Annotated in this window: 14 protein-coding genes; 6 read left to right on the plus strand and 8 right to left on the minus strand. The window is 38.3% G+C overall.

Annotated features, from left to right (window positions below; all coding sequences use genetic code 11):
- Genes OQX64_RS14950 through OQX64_RS14960 form a run of 3 tightly spaced genes read right to left on the minus strand, consistent with a single transcriptional unit; the run spans position 1 to position 2,180 of the window.
- Positions 1-477 carry a DUF6265 family protein gene (locus OQX64_RS14950; RefSeq protein ID WP_265819355.1) on the minus strand — a complete coding sequence of 159 codons (477 nt, stop codon included), beginning with the start codon at positions 475-477 and terminating at the stop codon, positions 1-3.
- Positions 474-998 (minus strand): YfiT family bacillithiol transferase, encoded by a 525-nt coding sequence (locus OQX64_RS14955; RefSeq protein WP_265819356.1) that lies wholly within the window; start codon positions 996-998, stop codon positions 474-476. Before OQX64_RS14955 ends, OQX64_RS14950 begins: the two co-directional genes overlap by 4 nt.
- A gap of 3 nt (positions 999-1,001) precedes the next feature.
- Entirely contained in the window at positions 1,002-2,180 is a 1,179-nt protein-coding gene (locus OQX64_RS14960; protein ID WP_265819357.1) for a fibrobacter succinogenes major paralogous domain-containing protein, read from the minus strand.
- Positions 2,181-2,479: 299 nt separating this feature from the next.
- On the opposite strand from OQX64_RS14960, the gene OQX64_RS14965 reads away from it, so the two are divergent.
- The 5 genes from OQX64_RS14965 to OQX64_RS14985 all read left to right on the plus strand — a co-directional run bounded on the left by OQX64_RS14965 (position 2,480) and on the right by OQX64_RS14985 (position 7,543).
- On the plus strand, positions 2,480-3,661 hold the full coding sequence (locus OQX64_RS14965; RefSeq protein WP_265819358.1) for a hypothetical protein: 1,182 nt from the start codon (positions 2,480-2,482) through the stop codon (positions 3,659-3,661).
- Between the two features lie 136 nt (positions 3,662-3,797).
- Positions 3,798-6,182 carry a S9 family peptidase gene (locus OQX64_RS14970; RefSeq protein WP_265819359.1) on the plus strand — a complete coding sequence of 795 codons (2,385 nt, stop codon included), beginning with the start codon at positions 3,798-3,800 and terminating at the stop codon, positions 6,180-6,182.
- A 157-nt stretch (positions 6,183-6,339) separates the two neighbouring features.
- Positions 6,340-6,972 carry a peroxiredoxin gene (locus tag OQX64_RS14975; protein ID WP_088303329.1) on the plus strand — a complete coding sequence of 211 codons (633 nt, stop codon included), beginning with the start codon at positions 6,340-6,342 and terminating at the stop codon, positions 6,970-6,972.
- Positions 6,973-6,986: 14 nt separating this feature from the next.
- Positions 6,987-7,295, plus strand: a complete 309-nt coding sequence (locus OQX64_RS14980) for a thioredoxin family protein (protein ID WP_088303330.1) — start codon at positions 6,987-6,989, stop codon at positions 7,293-7,295.
- Positions 7,295-7,543, plus strand: coding sequence for a DUF6952 family protein (locus tag OQX64_RS14985; protein WP_088303331.1), 249 nt, complete (start codon positions 7,295-7,297; stop codon positions 7,541-7,543). The genes OQX64_RS14980 and OQX64_RS14985 overlap by 1 nt, the downstream gene beginning before the upstream one ends.
- 93 nt (positions 7,544-7,636) lie before the next feature.
- Here the strand turns inward: OQX64_RS14985 and OQX64_RS14990 are convergent, their stop codons facing one another.
- The 5 genes from OQX64_RS14990 to OQX64_RS15010 all read right to left on the minus strand — a co-directional run bounded on the left by OQX64_RS14990 (position 7,637) and on the right by OQX64_RS15010 (position 15,193).
- Positions 7,637-10,222: a phosphoenolpyruvate carboxylase gene (locus OQX64_RS14990; RefSeq protein WP_265819360.1), complete on the minus strand. Its 2,586-nt coding sequence runs from the start codon at positions 10,220-10,222 to the stop codon at positions 7,637-7,639.
- Positions 10,223-10,649: 427 nt separating this feature from the next.
- Positions 10,650-12,197, minus strand: coding sequence for a DHA2 family efflux MFS transporter permease subunit (locus tag OQX64_RS14995; protein WP_265819361.1), 1,548 nt, complete (start codon positions 12,195-12,197; stop codon positions 10,650-10,652).
- A 7-nt stretch (positions 12,198-12,204) separates the two neighbouring features.
- On the minus strand, positions 12,205-13,242 hold the full coding sequence (locus tag OQX64_RS15000; RefSeq protein WP_088301295.1) for an HlyD family secretion protein: 1,038 nt from the start codon (positions 13,240-13,242) through the stop codon (positions 12,205-12,207).
- Between the two features lie 8 nt (positions 13,243-13,250).
- Positions 13,251-14,540 (minus strand): TolC family protein, encoded by a 1,290-nt coding sequence (locus OQX64_RS15005; RefSeq protein WP_265819362.1) that lies wholly within the window; start codon positions 14,538-14,540, stop codon positions 13,251-13,253.
- Positions 14,541-14,566: 26 nt separating this feature from the next.
- The gene (locus OQX64_RS15010) at positions 14,567-15,193 is read right to left on the minus strand and encodes a TetR/AcrR family transcriptional regulator (RefSeq protein ID WP_088301293.1); all 627 of its coding nucleotides are present in this window, start codon (positions 15,191-15,193) and stop codon (positions 14,567-14,569) included.
- Between the two features lie 304 nt (positions 15,194-15,497).
- Between OQX64_RS15010 and OQX64_RS15015 the strand changes: the two genes are divergently transcribed.
- Entirely contained in the window at positions 15,498-15,683 is a 186-nt protein-coding gene (locus OQX64_RS15015) for a hypothetical protein (RefSeq protein WP_088301292.1), read from the plus strand.
- Positions 15,684-15,693 lie beyond the last annotated feature (10 nt).

Here is a 15,693-nt window from a genome sequence, read left to right on the forward strand (position 1 = left end):
CTATTGCCGCTTATATCTAAATTCCGATTTTCGGCTTTTCCCATTAAGCTCGCCTTCAATCCAGGCGAGCATTTCATTTTTCCCCTGGTTTTGGTAAACTATTCTTTGTGGAAAATCGTGTGCCGCATTTTCGAAAATATAGATCTGATCTTTTGTGGAAATAAGCTTAAAACAGACTTCTTTACCTTCATTCTGATTAGCAACCGTTGAACAATAGTAAACATTTTTTCCTATTTTTCTGATCTGTAATGTTTCAGTAAGTATACTATCCCCTTTTGCATTAACGCGATAACTCTTGCCTTTCAGGATGGCATTGGTACTCTCACTCCACTGTTCCACTATTTTCCCTTTAGGTGTCTGCATTTCCCATGAGCCTAACACAAAAGAAAAGGTTTTGGATGGATCTCTTTGCGCTTTAACATTGCTGTAAAAACCAGCAAAAAATAAAATCAAGGAGTATAAATAGATTCTTTTCACTTTGTTATAGTATTGGTGAGGTGTGCCAGGTGATGCTTTCCGTGCCAGGCATACATGCCCAGCATATTGGCCAAAGTGAGTTCAATGCCCTGGGCCGGGTGGACATATTTGCGCTGATAATCTTGGAGTTCCAGTGTTTTGAGAAAAGCAACCCAGCGCTGATGTAAACCTGTTAACAGATCAATTGATAGTTTAATATCACCGTTTTTTGCCTCTTCGGTTTCTGCCCAGCGTTCTTCATAATACGGCCTGATTATCGGAATGTCTTCGGTAATAGCCTGCTTAAAACGAATATAGGCATTCATATGGCTATCCGGAAGGTGATGAATAACCTGTTTCAATGTCCAGCCGCCAGGCCGATAGGTTTGGTTTAATTCTTTTTCGCTTAAATGTGCTGTGCTATGTTTAATTTGAACCGGAAGTGCTTCGATTTCGGCTATCCAGATATCTGTCTGGTGTTTATCGAAAACTTCAGGCATGATGAATTGTCCGATGGGGTATTTAAGTTGATCTAAATTCATTATTTAATCTTTAATACATCTTATGGAGTAACCCAAGTTTTTAAAACTCTCTGCAACCTCAATGTAACCTTTAACATATAAATTGTAATACTGCGCTGTTCCGGTAGAATTAGTCGTGTTAGTCCACCAATAAGCATTATAAGAAAGGTTTTCGTATGTACCATTTCCGTTTCTTTTCCCCCCCGGTAAACCAGTAAACTTTGTACTGTTTGAAGCCCCGGTATCGTCTATCCAATGACTAACACCACTTTCTTGAATTTTGCTTCCACTATAACGGTCTCCTCCAATATAATCATATAAAACGTTCCATTCCGCATTAGTTGGGATATGCCAACCCTGTGGTGCAAGTTGATGGTTATTGTTTACTGCATACCAATTATATAAAAACCCATATGTTTTACCTAGTTCAGGATTGTTATTATAAGTACAATAAGCCCCGCTTGATTGTGTAGACCAATCGGAGTTGCCTATCACATTTTGTATTGGTGTTTTATCCCTGTAATGTGCAGTCCGTAAATTTTCCATCATCCATGTCTGGTTTCCTAGTTTTACCGTTTTATATACGTTCCCATCCACATCGGTTAATGTTTCAGCGATTAAGGCATCGGTAACAAAAAGATCTGCAGAAATACTATATGCGCTGTAAATTCCAGATTGGGCTTGGTAAGCGGTAATGATTGCCTTCCCGGCACCTTTAATGGTTATCAGGCTTCCTGTAACAACCGCAACCGCGGCATTATTACTCCTAAAAGTGATTTCTCCATTGCTGTTGCTTTTAAGTGAGGTTAGGATAAACGGAGGATCAGTTACTTTTTTATCAGGTATGACAAAGCCGGTAAGCATTGGGGCAAGGCGAGGCGAAATGACTAAAGTTGCTTTAATAGAATCTTTGCGGAAACCTTCTGCTTCCTGTTGTATAGCCGTTATCACACAAGTTCCATTTTTCCTTATGATAACAAGATTTTCCTGGATGGTAATCATCGAAGTATCGCTTGTTTTAAAAGAGAAGGTCCCGCTACTTTTACTTTTCGGATGGGTAAGCAGAAAAGCTGGCTCTCCAACTCTCACTCCACCCAGGATAAAATCAGAGAGTTCGGGTGATTGAACCGGGTTGCTTTCCTTTTGACATCCGAATAAACTTATCAAAAGAAAAAAAATGGGGGTATACGAGCGCTTTTTCATTATTTTATTTCAAATATAAAAATCTGTCTTTAAGTACAGTAATAAAATTCTACATCACTTTTTATTAACGATCTCAACAAACCTTTTTTTGATTATTGCGAGGAAAAATGATTATGGTTAGATCTAATTTCGATTGAAAATCACAACTCTTTCGGAAGGTTTTGAAACGAGATGCCAGGCAGCGTCTCATTTCAATTGCGATATAATCGTTCTGTTCGGGATAGTTAGTAAAATGAATACGCCTGATCATAAAAAATTCATGCTTTTAAAGCATATTGCAATGAATTTAAAATCCACAGATGAAGAAGTTATTTTTTGCTTTCGCATGTTTGATTCCTACACTTGTTTTCGCACAAACCATTAAAACGGATGTATTAATACTGGGAAATGCTGATGCCGCCTATTCTTCAGGTTTACAGGTTTCACGCTCTGGCGCCAGCGTGGTCATTTTAACGCAAAGCCATCCTTTTAGTCTGGATAAAATTAAAGAGACGAAATCAGCAGAAGTTTATAAAATTTATGAAAATGTACAGCTAAAGAGAATTGCATACATCAAGGATTTAGAAAAAAAATCAACCCAAACAAAAAAGAAAAATTCAGCTAAAAATAAGGTAGACAGCATCAAATTATTTAGAGTTATAAACGATACGACCATTAGTGCTGTTGAACGTTCTGGTAGTGGATGGGAAGCAAAAATTAGTAAAGGTAAAAGTATAAAAGCTAAAGTTCTTATTATTGCAGACAACAATGATCAGCTTTCTAATTTAAATATTACCGGTTTAAAACCAGTGCACCTGAGTGCTTTAAATTATACCGAAAACTTATATCGCACAACCATTTCCGGGATTACCAGTACCTCAAGCTTTCTATCTTTATATCACTTGTTAATTCCTGATCAGGAAAACTTACTTTACATTGATCCCATCAGTATAGAGATCGGCCAGGCAGCCGGAGCTACCGCGACCTACGCGGCCTTCTTTAAAACGAAAACCAGCTTATCTAACTTAAAAACAATTCAAAGCGAACTCTTAACCTATAAACTTCCGTTGATCCCTTTTGCCGATGTAAAAGTCACCGATTCGAACTGGCTGGCGATCCAGAAAATTGGGATTACCGGAATCTTAAAAGCGGAGATTAAAAATAAAAAGGCTTTCTTTAACCCGGAAAAGGAAGTTACTGATGAAGAAATTAAACAGCCGATAAAAGATTATTATTATAAGGCTCAGATCTGGTTCGATGACCATAAAGATGTGCCGGTTAATCTGGAAAATACCGTGTTATTGGTGTCATATGTTGGCAATAAAGCCGTTGATGCCACTAAAACAGAGTTACAAAAAAAGTGGAACAACAGCTATAAATTTTCGTCTAAATATGACTTGAAAAAGGTACTAACGCGAAGAGAATTTTCGGTAATTATTAATGAATATTTAAAGCCATTCGACCAGGTAAATGTGGATAAAACCGGGCGAGTAATCAGATAGTTACTTTTTATTTTGCAATCTTTTGCCGCAGCAAGCTAAATATATCTTAAACCGATAGTTAAATTTGGTTGTAACATTTCCATTTCCTTCTAAAAGTAGTTTGTGCTTTGCCTAAATTGCATCCAAACCCAAATTCATGAAGAAATATTTACTTTTCCTTTTGCTCTGCACGGGCGAATATACTTTTGCACAACAAATTGCTCCATTAACAGTAGAAAAAATTATGCGTGACCCTAAATGGATGGGAATTTCGCCAACTAATTTCCACTGGACAGCCGATAGTAAAACACTTTACTTTAACTGGAATCCTGAAAATAAGGTTAAAGAAGAACTTTACAAAGTGACCACCTCATCTCCTAAACCTGTTAAAGCTGCCGATAAGGAAGATGAAAAGCACTTAAGTTTAAACTATGTTTATAACCAAAATCACTCGCTTAGCCTGGTAGAGAAAAGCGGAGATATTTACCTTCAAAACCTAAAATCCAATAAAGAAACACGATTAACCAATACCCTGGAACGTGAGAGTAATCCTGTTTTCCTGGTTAATGGAAATGTCGTTTATCAATTGGGAGATAACCTTTTTGAGGTAGATTTAAAATCTGCAGAAACCAAGCAGCTCACCAATTTTGTGAAAGGTAAAAAAGCCGGAAAAACAAAAACACAACCGGCAACAGAACAGGATCAATGGCTAAAGACTGAACAAACAGCACTCTTTGATATTATTAAGAAACGAAATGCCGAAACAAAGGACAACAATCGCAATGGCAGAAATCGTTTTGGCGTAACATCTGCTGATATAAAACCACTGAAGGAACTGTATACAGAAGACAAATTTTTAAATGGAGTGGTGATCAGTTCAGATGGTCGTTATATTACTTATAAGCTCACTACTCCGGCACAAAACAACCACAATACCATTGTTCCCAATTATGTAACAGCATCAGGCTATACAGAAGATATTCCGGGAAGAACAAAGGTTGGGGAAAATGAAAATCTATCTCAGGGATTTATTTATGACAGGCAAAGAGATTCGGTTTATGCCTTTCAAACCTCAACCATTCCGGGGATAAAAGATTTGCCTGATTATTTAAAAGATTACCCGAAAGAACTGGATACTTTAAAAAAGAAAAATGCAGACCGGCCGGTTAACTTTTTTGGTCCTTTATGGAATGAGAATGGAACTTCGGGAATTGTTATCGCCACATCGCAGGATAATAAAGACCGCTGGATTTTAAAATTAGAACCTTCGACGGGTCAGTTTTCTTTAATTGATCGCCAACGAGACGAGGCCTGGATTGGTGGACCGGGCATTAGCGGGTTTTATCAGGGAAATACAGGTTGGGTAGATAACAACCACTTCTATTACCAAAGTGAAGCAACAGGTTATTCTCACCTTTATGTAGTCAATGTTTCAACTGGGGAGAAAAAGCAGCTTACTTCAGGCAAATGGGAAGTGCAGTCTGTACAGCTTTCTAAAGATAAAAAAACCTTCTACTTTAAAGCCAACAAGGAACATCCCGGCATCACAAATTTCTTTAAAATCAGTACCAGTGGCGGTCAGCCTGTTCAAATCACAACCATGAAGGGCTTAAGTGAAATTATCCTTTCACCTGATGAAAAATATGTGGCCATCAATTATTCGTACATGAATAAACCGGGTGAACTTTATCTTCAGCGTAATCAGGCTGGCGCAAAAGCCCTGAAAATTACAGCATCAACTTCAGCAGAATTCAATTCTTATAAATGGCGTGAGCCGGATCTGGTCAGTTTTAAAAACCGTTATGGTACTGATGTTTATGCCCGGGTTTATAAATCCGAGAATCCACATCCTAATCATCCGGCAGTGGTTTTTGTACATGGTGCTGGTTATTTACAAAATGTTCACTTTGGCTGGAGCACGTATTTCCGGGAGTTTATGTTTAATAACCTATTGGCTGATCAGGGTTATACTGTCATTGATATTGATTATACCGGAAGTTCGGGTTATGGACGCGATCACCGCACAGGTATTTACCGCCATATGGGTGGAAAAGATTTAACCGATCAGGTAGACGGCGTAAAGTTCCTGGTAGAAAAATATGGCGTAAACCCCAGGCATGTTGGTTTATATGGCGGCTCATATGGTGGCTTTATCACCTTAATGGCCATGTTTAAAGAAGCTGATGTGTTTGCCAGCGGTGCAGCTCTACGTTCGGTTACCGATTGGGCGCATTACAATCATGGCTATACTTCGAATATTTTAAATGAACCTTTTAATGATCCTATTGCTTATAAACAAAGCTCTCCCATTTATTTTGCCGGTCAACTGAAGGGTAATTTATTAATGGCCCACGGAATGGTGGATGTGAATGTTCACTTTCAGGATATTGTTCGCATTACGCAGCGTTTCATAGAACTTGGAAAAGACAACTGGGAACTGGCAGTTTATCCGGTAGAAGACCATGGTTTTATTGAATCCAGCAGCTGGACCGATGAATATAAACGCATATTTAAATTATATGAGCGTACTTTGAAAAAGTAAGTTTATAAACTGCATAGCTAAACCTTATAAATCTTAAAATAATTATAGTTTTCATCTATATCAATATCAATAAATACAATGAACTATTCATAAACATGGGTTGATTTGGATGAGTTTTCACCGTACCTTTGTGGCATAAAATTAAAGACAAAATATTATGGCAATAGTAGGTAAAAAATTTCCGAGTGTTAGTATTGATGCAATGTCAGACATGGGTGATGACTTGAAAATCAATGTATTTGAAGAAGCTGTAAATAAAAATAAAAAAGTATTATTATTCTGGTACCCAAAAGATTTTACTTTTGTTTGCCCTACAGAATTACATGCTTTCCAAGCGGCTTTACCTGAATTTGAACAAAGAAATACCATCGTAATCGGTGCTTCATGCGATACGAATGAGGTTCACTTCGCCTGGTTAAATACACCAAAAGATAACGGCGGAATTGAAGGTGTTACTTATCCGATTTTAGCTGATACGCACAGACAATTATCTGGTATTTTAGACATTTTAGATCAGGAAGTAAACTATGACGAAGAAGGAAATGAATCCTTCTCTGGTTCAAATGTTTCTTTCAGAGCAACTTATTTAATTGATGAAACTGGTAAAGTTTTCCACGAAAGTGTTAACGATATGCCGCTTGGCAGAAACGTAAAAGAATATTTACGTTTAATTGACGCCTATACCCACGTTCAGAAACATGGTGAAGTTTGTCCTGCAAACTGGGAAGAAGGAAAAGAAGCCATGAACGCAAACAGAACCGGCGTTGCTGAATATTTAGCCGCTAACTAATTAAATAAAACCTCATGTTTTTAGAATTAACTGAAGATAATCTTCAACAATATTTGGCCGATCATTCAAAGGTTATGGTTCAGTATGCTGCATCATGGTGTGGCAACTGCAGAATCATGAAACCAAAGTTTAAAAAACTGGCTGCCGAAAATGAAGACGTTGCCTTCCTGATTGTTGATGCCGAGAAACTTCCAAATTCACGCAAATTTGCAAACGTTGATAATTTACCAACTTTTGCGGCTTTTGAAGGTGGTAAGCTGGTAGATCAGGTGCAAACGAACAAAGCAGAAGGTTTAACTGAACTTTTTAACAAAATAAAATAATGAAGATTCCGGTTATCAGACAATTATTTCAAAATACTACTCCTGCTGAACTGGAGACAACCTTAACGGTTTTAGAGGCTTTCTGTGAATTCAGAGGCGTCAGCGAACATGAAGTTGATGTTGCCGGCGAAATGATTACCAACATTTGCGGTGCGCTTGAAGTGCATCAGATGGTAAGCGAAGGTGCAGCAGAAAAAGATGCCCTTAATGCCTTTGGCCAAAAAGTGATGGGCTCAATTGACCGTTAGTATTAATTGACTTCAACAAAAACCCCGAGCAAATACATGATTTGCTCGGGGTTTGTTATTTATGGTAAACCTGTATGGTTTTTCTGGGTCTGCTTAGGCCAGATTCCGCCCAGCATTTACAATTCCAAATACCGTTCTTACTGCCAATTTCTCCAAGGCCGTCTGTTCGTTTGCATTTTGATCATGCTGCAGCTTTTCCAGTGCGAAATGCTGGATTAAAACAAGCGGTAAAATGATCCGCTCACGGGTGGCGATTGATTTTTTATCAACCGGATAATTGGCCATCAGGGTCTCCTGTCCGGAAAGCTTTAAAAGCATCCTCTTTGTTAACTCATACTCATCATGCAATTGGGTCCAGAAGGCACCAAATTCCTCGTCCGAAGCTAAATGGGCAGTAATGGCAAAGTCAGACTTGCTCATACTCATCATACAATTATCAACGATGGTTTTTAAATAGTCAGAATCTTCATAAGCTTTTATCACTTTATTCCAGTTTCCGGCTTTCTCCTGGTTACTTAAGGCTGTTCCCATACCATAGAATCCCGGAACATTTTGTTTCAACATACTCCAGGCCGTAACAAAGCTGATGGCCCTTAAGTCTTCCAGCTTCATTTCACCCCCACCATTTCGTTTTACCGGGCGGCTGCTGATATTCGCCTGGGATAATAATTTCAGTGGCGACAATTTTTCAAGATAGCTAACGAACAATGGATGTTCACGCAAATCAACAAAAGCTTTATAGGCATCATCAGCCATTTCATCCAGTAAAGTCTTATTTTCCGGATCCAAAAGGACATTGTGTTTCTCTTTCAGACCAGATGAAATCCCGGCATTGATAAGTTGCTCTATATTAAATTCAGCACTTTCTACTGAACCGTACTGTGAACTGATGGTTTGCCCCTGAACAGTTAGCTGCATGTTTTTATTGGCAATTTCTTTACCCATAGAAGCATAGAAACGGTGTGTTTTACCGCCCCCTCGAGCCGGAGGACCACCGCGGCCATCAAAGAATGCCAGTTGAATATTGTGCTCTTTGGCAATGGCCGTTAATGAAGTTTTTCCGTTGAAAATAGACCAGTTGGCCATTAAATAACCTCCATCTTTTGTACTGTCTGAATAGCCAAGCATAATATCTTGTTTATTACCCCTGCTTGCTAAATGTGCCTTGTAAAAAGGGTTGCGATATAAAGTATCCATCACGTCAGCGGCAACCTTTAAATCATTTACCGTTTCAAAAAGCGGCACGAAATCTATGGTTAAGGCATCCTTACTCCAGCCATTCCAAAGAAAAAGCTCCATGAGTTGAAGGATATCACTTGCCTGCTGGCAATTGCTGATGATAAAACGGTGGCAGGCTTTTTCGCCATTTCTTTGCTGGATACCTTTGATTTCTTTTATAGTCTGAATGGTATCTTTAATCAGGTCATCGCCTTCAGTAGCATAAACCGGCGTAGCTTCCTTAAATGAAATCAGCTTTAATTTTTCAGCTTCAGACAGCTGATCATAATTTTCAGGGTATAATGAAGAAATGGGTTTATTCTGCCGGCAGTAAGCATGTACACTTCTTAACACGCGGCTATCCTGGCGGATATCAAGTGATGCAAAATAATTCCCGTAGAGATCAATCTTTCTGATCAAATCGTTTACCAGATCAACAAATAAGCCTTCATGTTCGGAAAGCAATGTATCTTTAATTTTATTCAGGTTTTCTTTTAACTCATCAGAGATATCATGTGATTCACAAGCATGGTCAAAAGCATTTTTATACAGCACATCATGCAAATTGGCTATATTTTCTTCTACGCCTCTAAAAGTAATGCGCCGTTTAATCACCCTGAAATCACGATAATAGCAACGGAAAAGAATCTGACGCAACATTTTAGAAACTTCCAACGTGGTATCCACATGGATATTTGGATTGCCATCACGATCGCCTCCCGGCCAGAAACCCAGCTCCAGAATTTTCTTGGTTTCGAGGTTATATTCATCCAGATTCTGGTCAATCTCTGCCTGAATATTCGCCGCAGCAAAGTAAAAGGTATTTTCCAAAAACCAGGCTAAATTTAAAGCCTCATCTACAGGTGTAGGCGATTTTTTATTAAAAAATGGCGTTTTTCCGAGTTGCAGTAACAGTGAATTCATTGAGGTGATGTTGTTCTCCCGAATGGCATGGGTTAAATCGGTAATGATGGCCAATACATTTCCCGGATAAAACTGCGTAGGGTGTGCCGTTAAAACCAGGCGTAAAGATAGCTCATCAATCAGCTTCTCAATTTTGGAAAGCATGGGCTTGTTATCCGCATTTTTCTTCAGGATAAATGCAAGTGTGCTTTGCTCATCGGTGGTATTTAACTTTGTAAAAGAGGCATCTTCTACTGCATCAAAAAGTACCACCTGACGCTCAATATACTGTATAAAACGAAACAATAAATCAATAATATCTTTGCGTTCGGTATAGTGTGTATATTTTGCAAAAAACTCTTCAATTACCTGAGCCGGCTTCTGGCCATTTAAAATTCCTTCCTCGCAACTTTTAAAAAATAAAGGCAGCAATGTACCGGTATCTTTAATTTTATAGAATGGAAGGGTTAAAAAAAGACTGTTGAAGAGCTCAAATTTGGAAATGACTTCGTTATTGAAGATAGATTCGCGCTGTGTAGTCAAACGGAGTTTTGGCATAGCTTAAGCAATAGTTTTGTATAGGGTAATACTACAAAAAATGCATAAGGTATTAAAATTCTAGCGCTTACAATTTGGATAATTGTAGAATAAATTTTAATTTTAAAATCTTATTTGGCTACTAGCTAGCGAAGTAAGAATATTTGCAATGTTTAAGGGCATTGCATTGATTGTTAATTTTTTGGGTTAAAACAGCCGATGTACAAAATACACCGGCTGTTTTTATTTAGTCCCACCTAAATCTTCCGCAAAATCGAGTGCTTAAGGCAGCGTATATGAATTTTCGTAATTAATAGCTTTGTTCAACTGTTGTAACCCGTTGAATCATTTATACCAATACGGCTTAAAAGCATGACCATATCAATCCCTCTTCTGCAGAGGGAGCATACAAACCAGGCCTAACCACAAACCCTATAGGTTAAGGCCTTTAATGTGCATCTGTAACAATATTGGCATTTTTCTTAAATTTCTGCAGATATAAAAGCGGAATGGAAAATAACATAATTAGTCCTGCAACCCAGTAAGCATCGCTATAGGTAAGCAACATGGTTTGTTTAATAACACTGCCTTCAATTGCTTTCATCGCCATTAATTTTGCATCGATAAAAGAAGTTCCTTTAGCCATAAAGCCGCTGGTTAACGCATTTAACTTTTGCATAAAAGCCGGGTTATAGTCATTGATGTTGGTCAGCAGGTTATTTCTATGGAACCCCGCACGAACGTGAATTAAAGTGGTTAATGCTGCAATTCCAAATGACCCACCTAACTGCCGACTCATGTTATTTAATCCTGAACCCTGGCCAATCTCTGCCCCAGATAAATCTTGCATCGCCAGCGTAGTTAACGGCACGAACAATAAGGCCATACCAAAACCTCTAATCACCAGCGGCCAAAAGAAGTCACCTGTTCCGGAAGCCAATGTTGAATTACTCAGCATCCAACAAAAAACGAAGAATAAAAACATTCCTCCGGTAGCCATAAACTGTGCCGGAACTCCCTTTTTAAGCATAATACCAATAAATGGCATCATGGCTATGGTACAAATACCTCCCGCAATAAATAGCTTTCCGGTTTGTAAAGGCGTAAATCCTAACAAATTCTGTGCAAATACCGGGAAAACGAACACCGAACCATAAAGTCCGAATCCGAGAATAAAAGAGGTAAACATCCCGATAGAAAAGCTTCTTTTTTTCATAATCCGAAGGTTTACAATCGGAAACTCAGTAGCGGTTTCCCTCCAGATGAAAAGCAGTAAACCAAAAACAGATATCACAGCTAATGCGGTGATATATGGTGTTGAAAACCAGTCTTCGCTTTCTCCCTTTTCTAAAACTGTTTGTAAACTACCTACAGCTACGGCCAGCAATGCAATACCCCACCAATCCACAGGCTTCCCTTTTCCATCTTTTGGCGTCTCTCGAATAAAGGTGTAGGTACAATAGGCCGCGAGTATCCCGACGGGAATATTTACATAAAAAATCCATGGCCAATCTGCCACTTCTAAAATATAACCGCCAATGGTAGGACCAACAGTAGGGCCAACAACGGCACCTAAACCAAATAAAGCTGTAGCAATACCTACATCCTCACGAGGCCAGGTTTCGATCAGAATGGCTTGTGCTGTAGAAATCAATCCGCCACCGGCAACACCTTGTAAGATCCTAAATAAAATCAGTTCATTTAAAGATGTGGCGTTACCACATAAAAATGAAACCAATGTAAAAACGATAATAGAAGTTAAGAAATAATTTTTACGCCCGAAACGACTGCCTAACCAACCTGACATGGGCAGGATAATTACGTTCGCAACGGCATAACCAGTAGATAACCAGGCGATATCCTCAAGGGTAGCGCCCAGGTTTCCCTGTATTTGAGGGATTGCCACGTTTACAATAGTGGTATCAATCAACTCCAGTAAAGAAGCTGTGATTACCGTAAACGTAATAATCCATTTTTTTAAACCTACTTCGGCCATTTTAAATTTATTTAGTAGAAACTGAGGCCTTAACGCTCATTCCGGGGCGCAACTTTGCCAACATTTCTTTTGATGGATGAATTTTAATTTTGACAGGAATACGCTGAACAACCTTTACAAAGTTACCTGTAGCATTATCCGGAGGTAATAAAGAACCTTTGGCACCAGTTATCGGTGAGAAGTTATATACTTCACCCTGAATTTTTTCATCAGGATAGGCATCCACTTCAATTTCTACTTTAGAACCTGACTGAATTTTTTCTAACTGCGTTTCTTTAAAGTTCGCTGTTACGTAAATACTACCATCGTTTACTATAGAAAATAACGACTGACCTGGTTGAACCAGTTGTCCTTTTTGAACATTCTTTTTAGAGACGATACCTGTTGCAGGTGCCTTAATATCAGTATACGATAACTGAAGTTTGGCAAAATCGATATCGCTCTGGCGCTGGCTTATTACGTTACTGCTTACTGCCAGTTGAGATTGGGTTGTACCTACTTGCTTAATGGCAGCATTATACTGATCCTGAGCAGCTTGAAAAGCAGCTTCTGCTGATTCTTTCGATGCTTTTGCCTGATCAAATGCCTGCTGCGTAATCGAACCGTCCTTGATCAGGTTGGCATAACGGGCATAATCCTTATTCGCCAGGTTAAGCTTCACTCTTGCTGCTGCTACATTTGCTTTAGCCGTACTGGTATTGGCCTGAGTAGCTGCAATTTGTGATTGTGCAACCCCAACGCCTGCACTCGCACCTTTTTGACCAGATTGTGCCTGCTCCAACTTTACTTTATAATCATTATCATCAAGTTTTACTAAAACCTGTCCTTCGGTTACATGTGTGTTTTCTTCAAAATTAATGTCCTTCACATAACCACCTACCCTCGCTACAACAGGACTGATATCCCCATCAATCTGCGCATCATCCGTATCTACGTGTTTGCTGTAGTAATTCCATTCTATGATACCAAAAACGATACCTATTACTAGTAAAACACCTAAAATGATGGGTACTACTATATTCTTTTTTTTCTTTTCAGTTGTCATTGTTGTATTTATTGCGTTATTTTTCCTGTTGATTTTAATAATGTGTAATAAGCCAAACCTGCATCAGCTTTAGCGATTTCCAGATTGATCTTTGCCTGATATAAAAGTGTTTCGGCATCAATTCTATCGGTAACCGATGCTACGTTGTTTTTGTATTTCGAGGCCAGTAACTTATCATTTTCCGTAGCTTGGGCAATGGAAGTTTCCAGAACCTGGATTTTGTTTACCGCTACCTGATAGGTCTGAAAGTTTTTGTTGATATCCGTTTTAACCTGATCAGTTAAAATATCTTTTTGAACAGTGATGGCACTTTGTTCAATTTTAGCCTCACTTACTTTATTTCTGTTTGTCCAGAGACTTCCAATATTCCATGAAACAGTTGCACCAACCGTTACCGGCATTAAATATTGATTTACAGGCGGAATAAAACTACCACTAGGGTTAATGTAATATAGATTGGCACCAACGGCTACCGTAGGCAAAGTATTTGCTTTAATGGTTTTGATATTGTAATCAGCCACTTTATTTTGTACATCAAGTTGTTTCAGCTCCTGGCGGTTGGTCATGGCCTGGGCTATATATTCATTTAGAGAACCCACAGATTTCGGGCTTGCGTCCGGATCTGCAATCTTAACCTCTGTATCATCCGGTAAACCGAGCAGAATATCCAGATTATAGTTAATGATTTTACGGTTGCTCTCAATATCCATTTGGTTAAGGGTTACATTAGCCTGTTGTAACTGGAAACGCAACACATCATTTTTAGTGACGATACCCTGTTCAAAAAAACGTTGCGCTTGTTTAATCTGTGCAGCAATCGATTCCAGATTCTGATCAACCACTTTTTTACTTTGTGCCACCTTGTACAAAGCATAATAAGTGTTAATCACCGCATAGGTAATTTCTTCTTTGTTCTTATCAGCATCCAGCCGGGCCACGTCAGCCAATAATTTCGTTGACTCTTTTGCGTATTTTAGCTTGCCTCCGCCATATACCAATTCCTGCACTGCTGCCGTGCCTACAAAAGCATCAGCTCTTTTTGGCAATTGCAGAGAAGAGCCGCCGCCAGGTAAGGTAAATGTGCTTGTCGGAATTTCAGCATGGTTGTAAATGAAGTTTGCATTTGCCGATGGCAGCGCATTATCTTTAACTACTTCAAGCTTTGCTACCGCCTGATCTATTTTATTTTGTGATAATTTTAAGTTTTTACTATTGGCTATGCCAAGTTCAATTGCCTGATTGATGTTTAATTCCTTTGTACTTTGTGCAAATAAAGCTGCAGGAACTAATGATGCCATAAGCAATAATTTAATGGATTTGGGTATCATTTTTTTGTTGTTAAATAAACAGTTACTAGGTTTTGTAAATAAGCGATGGCTCGCTCCTTGATTAGTTTGTTGTCCTTGGGCGTACTTAAATCGATTGTAGTACCCTGAACAATTTTGTGCGGCGCAATAACCACATTTGTTAGCGTACCCATAATGGTTGAAATGACCATCCTTACATCAACATTGTTAAAACTCCCGTCTTCAATTCCATCAATAATTATCCTGTCAAGAAGCAACATGTTTTGGCTCATGGCATTCTTAATTTTGTCATACATCTCCGGCCTTTGCGTAAGTGATAACTCTCTATGCATCATTTTATGAAAGGCGATATTTGAAAATATCCTGTTGGCATAACCTTCAATTACTTTGTGCAATTTTTCGAGGGATGAAATTTTATCTTCATTAATGATTTTTAATTGAGAAGCAAACCCAGCGATTCTGTTGTTCATAATCTCAATAAAAACCCCTTCTTTTGAACCAAAATAATAATTTATCATTGCCATATTGGCCCCCGATTCTTTCGAAATCTGCCGGGTAGAAGTACCTTCATAACCTGTTTCGCAAAACAACTTTTCAGCTGCATCCAAAATGGCTTGTTTTTTATCTACTTTTTCTGTCTTCATCTCTTTTTGATGGCACAAAATTAATCAATCGTTTGATTAATATCCAAATGTTTCTAATGTTCTTTTACATTAGCCTGATAATTGTGACAAAAAGGATAAAAAAGGACAGCATGTTTACATAAAACAAAGGATCAAAATAAGGCTTAACCCTACTGATCTGTATTTGCATTGTCGAATTTTACAATCATTAAAAACTAAAGGGCTTTAAAAAGCTTTACATAATTAACATTTAGCAATAAATTGAGTACAGATCACAAATTATAATTTAAAATAAATATTAACTTTGCCACCAAATAATTAAAAAATGAACTTACAAGAAAACAGCAGCAATAATTTCAACTGGTTATATTATGCATTAGGATTATTCTTCGGGATTTTAACCGGGGCAATTATCACTCAAAATTATATTTTCGCTTTGCTGGGTGGCGTACTGGGTTTATTAACTGCCGGCTTATTTTTGAATGCCATTGTTAAAGGCAGAAAATACTAAGTGGTAACTT

It is taken from the genome of Pedobacter sp. GR22-10 (genome assembly GCF_026239715.1).
GTDB lineage: Bacteria > Bacteroidota > Bacteroidia > Sphingobacteriales > Sphingobacteriaceae > Pedobacter.

What these genes read in the sequence shown, in the direction of transcription:
- OQX64_RS14955 (WP_265819356.1), bottom strand. Translation starts at nt 998, where the DNA reads ATGAATTTAGATCAACTTAAATACCCCATCGGACAATTCATCATGCCT.
- OQX64_RS14960 (WP_265819357.1), bottom strand. Translation starts at nt 2,180, where the DNA reads ATGAAAAAGCGCTCGTATACCCCCATTTTTTTTCTTTTGATAAGTTTA.
- OQX64_RS14965 (WP_265819358.1), top strand. Translation starts at nt 2,480, where the DNA reads ATGAAGAAGTTATTTTTTGCTTTCGCATGTTTGATTCCTACACTTGTT.
- OQX64_RS14970 (WP_265819359.1), top strand. Translation starts at nt 3,798, where the DNA reads ATGAAGAAATATTTACTTTTCCTTTTGCTCTGCACGGGCGAATATACT.
- OQX64_RS14975 (WP_088303329.1), top strand. Translation starts at nt 6,340, where the DNA reads ATGGCAATAGTAGGTAAAAAATTTCCGAGTGTTAGTATTGATGCAATG.
- OQX64_RS14980 (WP_088303330.1), top strand. Translation starts at nt 6,987, where the DNA reads ATGTTTTTAGAATTAACTGAAGATAATCTTCAACAATATTTGGCCGAT.
- OQX64_RS14985 (WP_088303331.1), top strand. Translation starts at nt 7,295, where the DNA reads ATGAAGATTCCGGTTATCAGACAATTATTTCAAAATACTACTCCTGCT.
- OQX64_RS14990 (WP_265819360.1), bottom strand. Translation starts at nt 10,222, where the DNA reads ATGCCAAAACTCCGTTTGACTACACAGCGCGAATCTATCTTCAATAAC.
- OQX64_RS14995 (WP_265819361.1), bottom strand. Translation starts at nt 12,197, where the DNA reads ATGGCCGAAGTAGGTTTAAAAAAATGGATTATTACGTTTACGGTAATC.
- OQX64_RS15000 (WP_088301295.1), bottom strand. Translation starts at nt 13,242, where the DNA reads ATGACAACTGAAAAGAAAAAAAAGAATATAGTAGTACCCATCATTTTA.
- OQX64_RS15005 (WP_265819362.1), bottom strand. Translation starts at nt 14,540, where the DNA reads ATGGCATCATTAGTTCCTGCAGCTTTATTTGCACAAAGTACAAAGGAA.
- OQX64_RS15010 (WP_088301293.1), bottom strand. Translation starts at nt 15,193, where the DNA reads ATGAAGACAGAAAAAGTAGATAAAAAACAAGCCATTTTGGATGCAGCT.
- OQX64_RS15015 (WP_088301292.1), top strand. Translation starts at nt 15,498, where the DNA reads ATGAACTTACAAGAAAACAGCAGCAATAATTTCAACTGGTTATATTAT.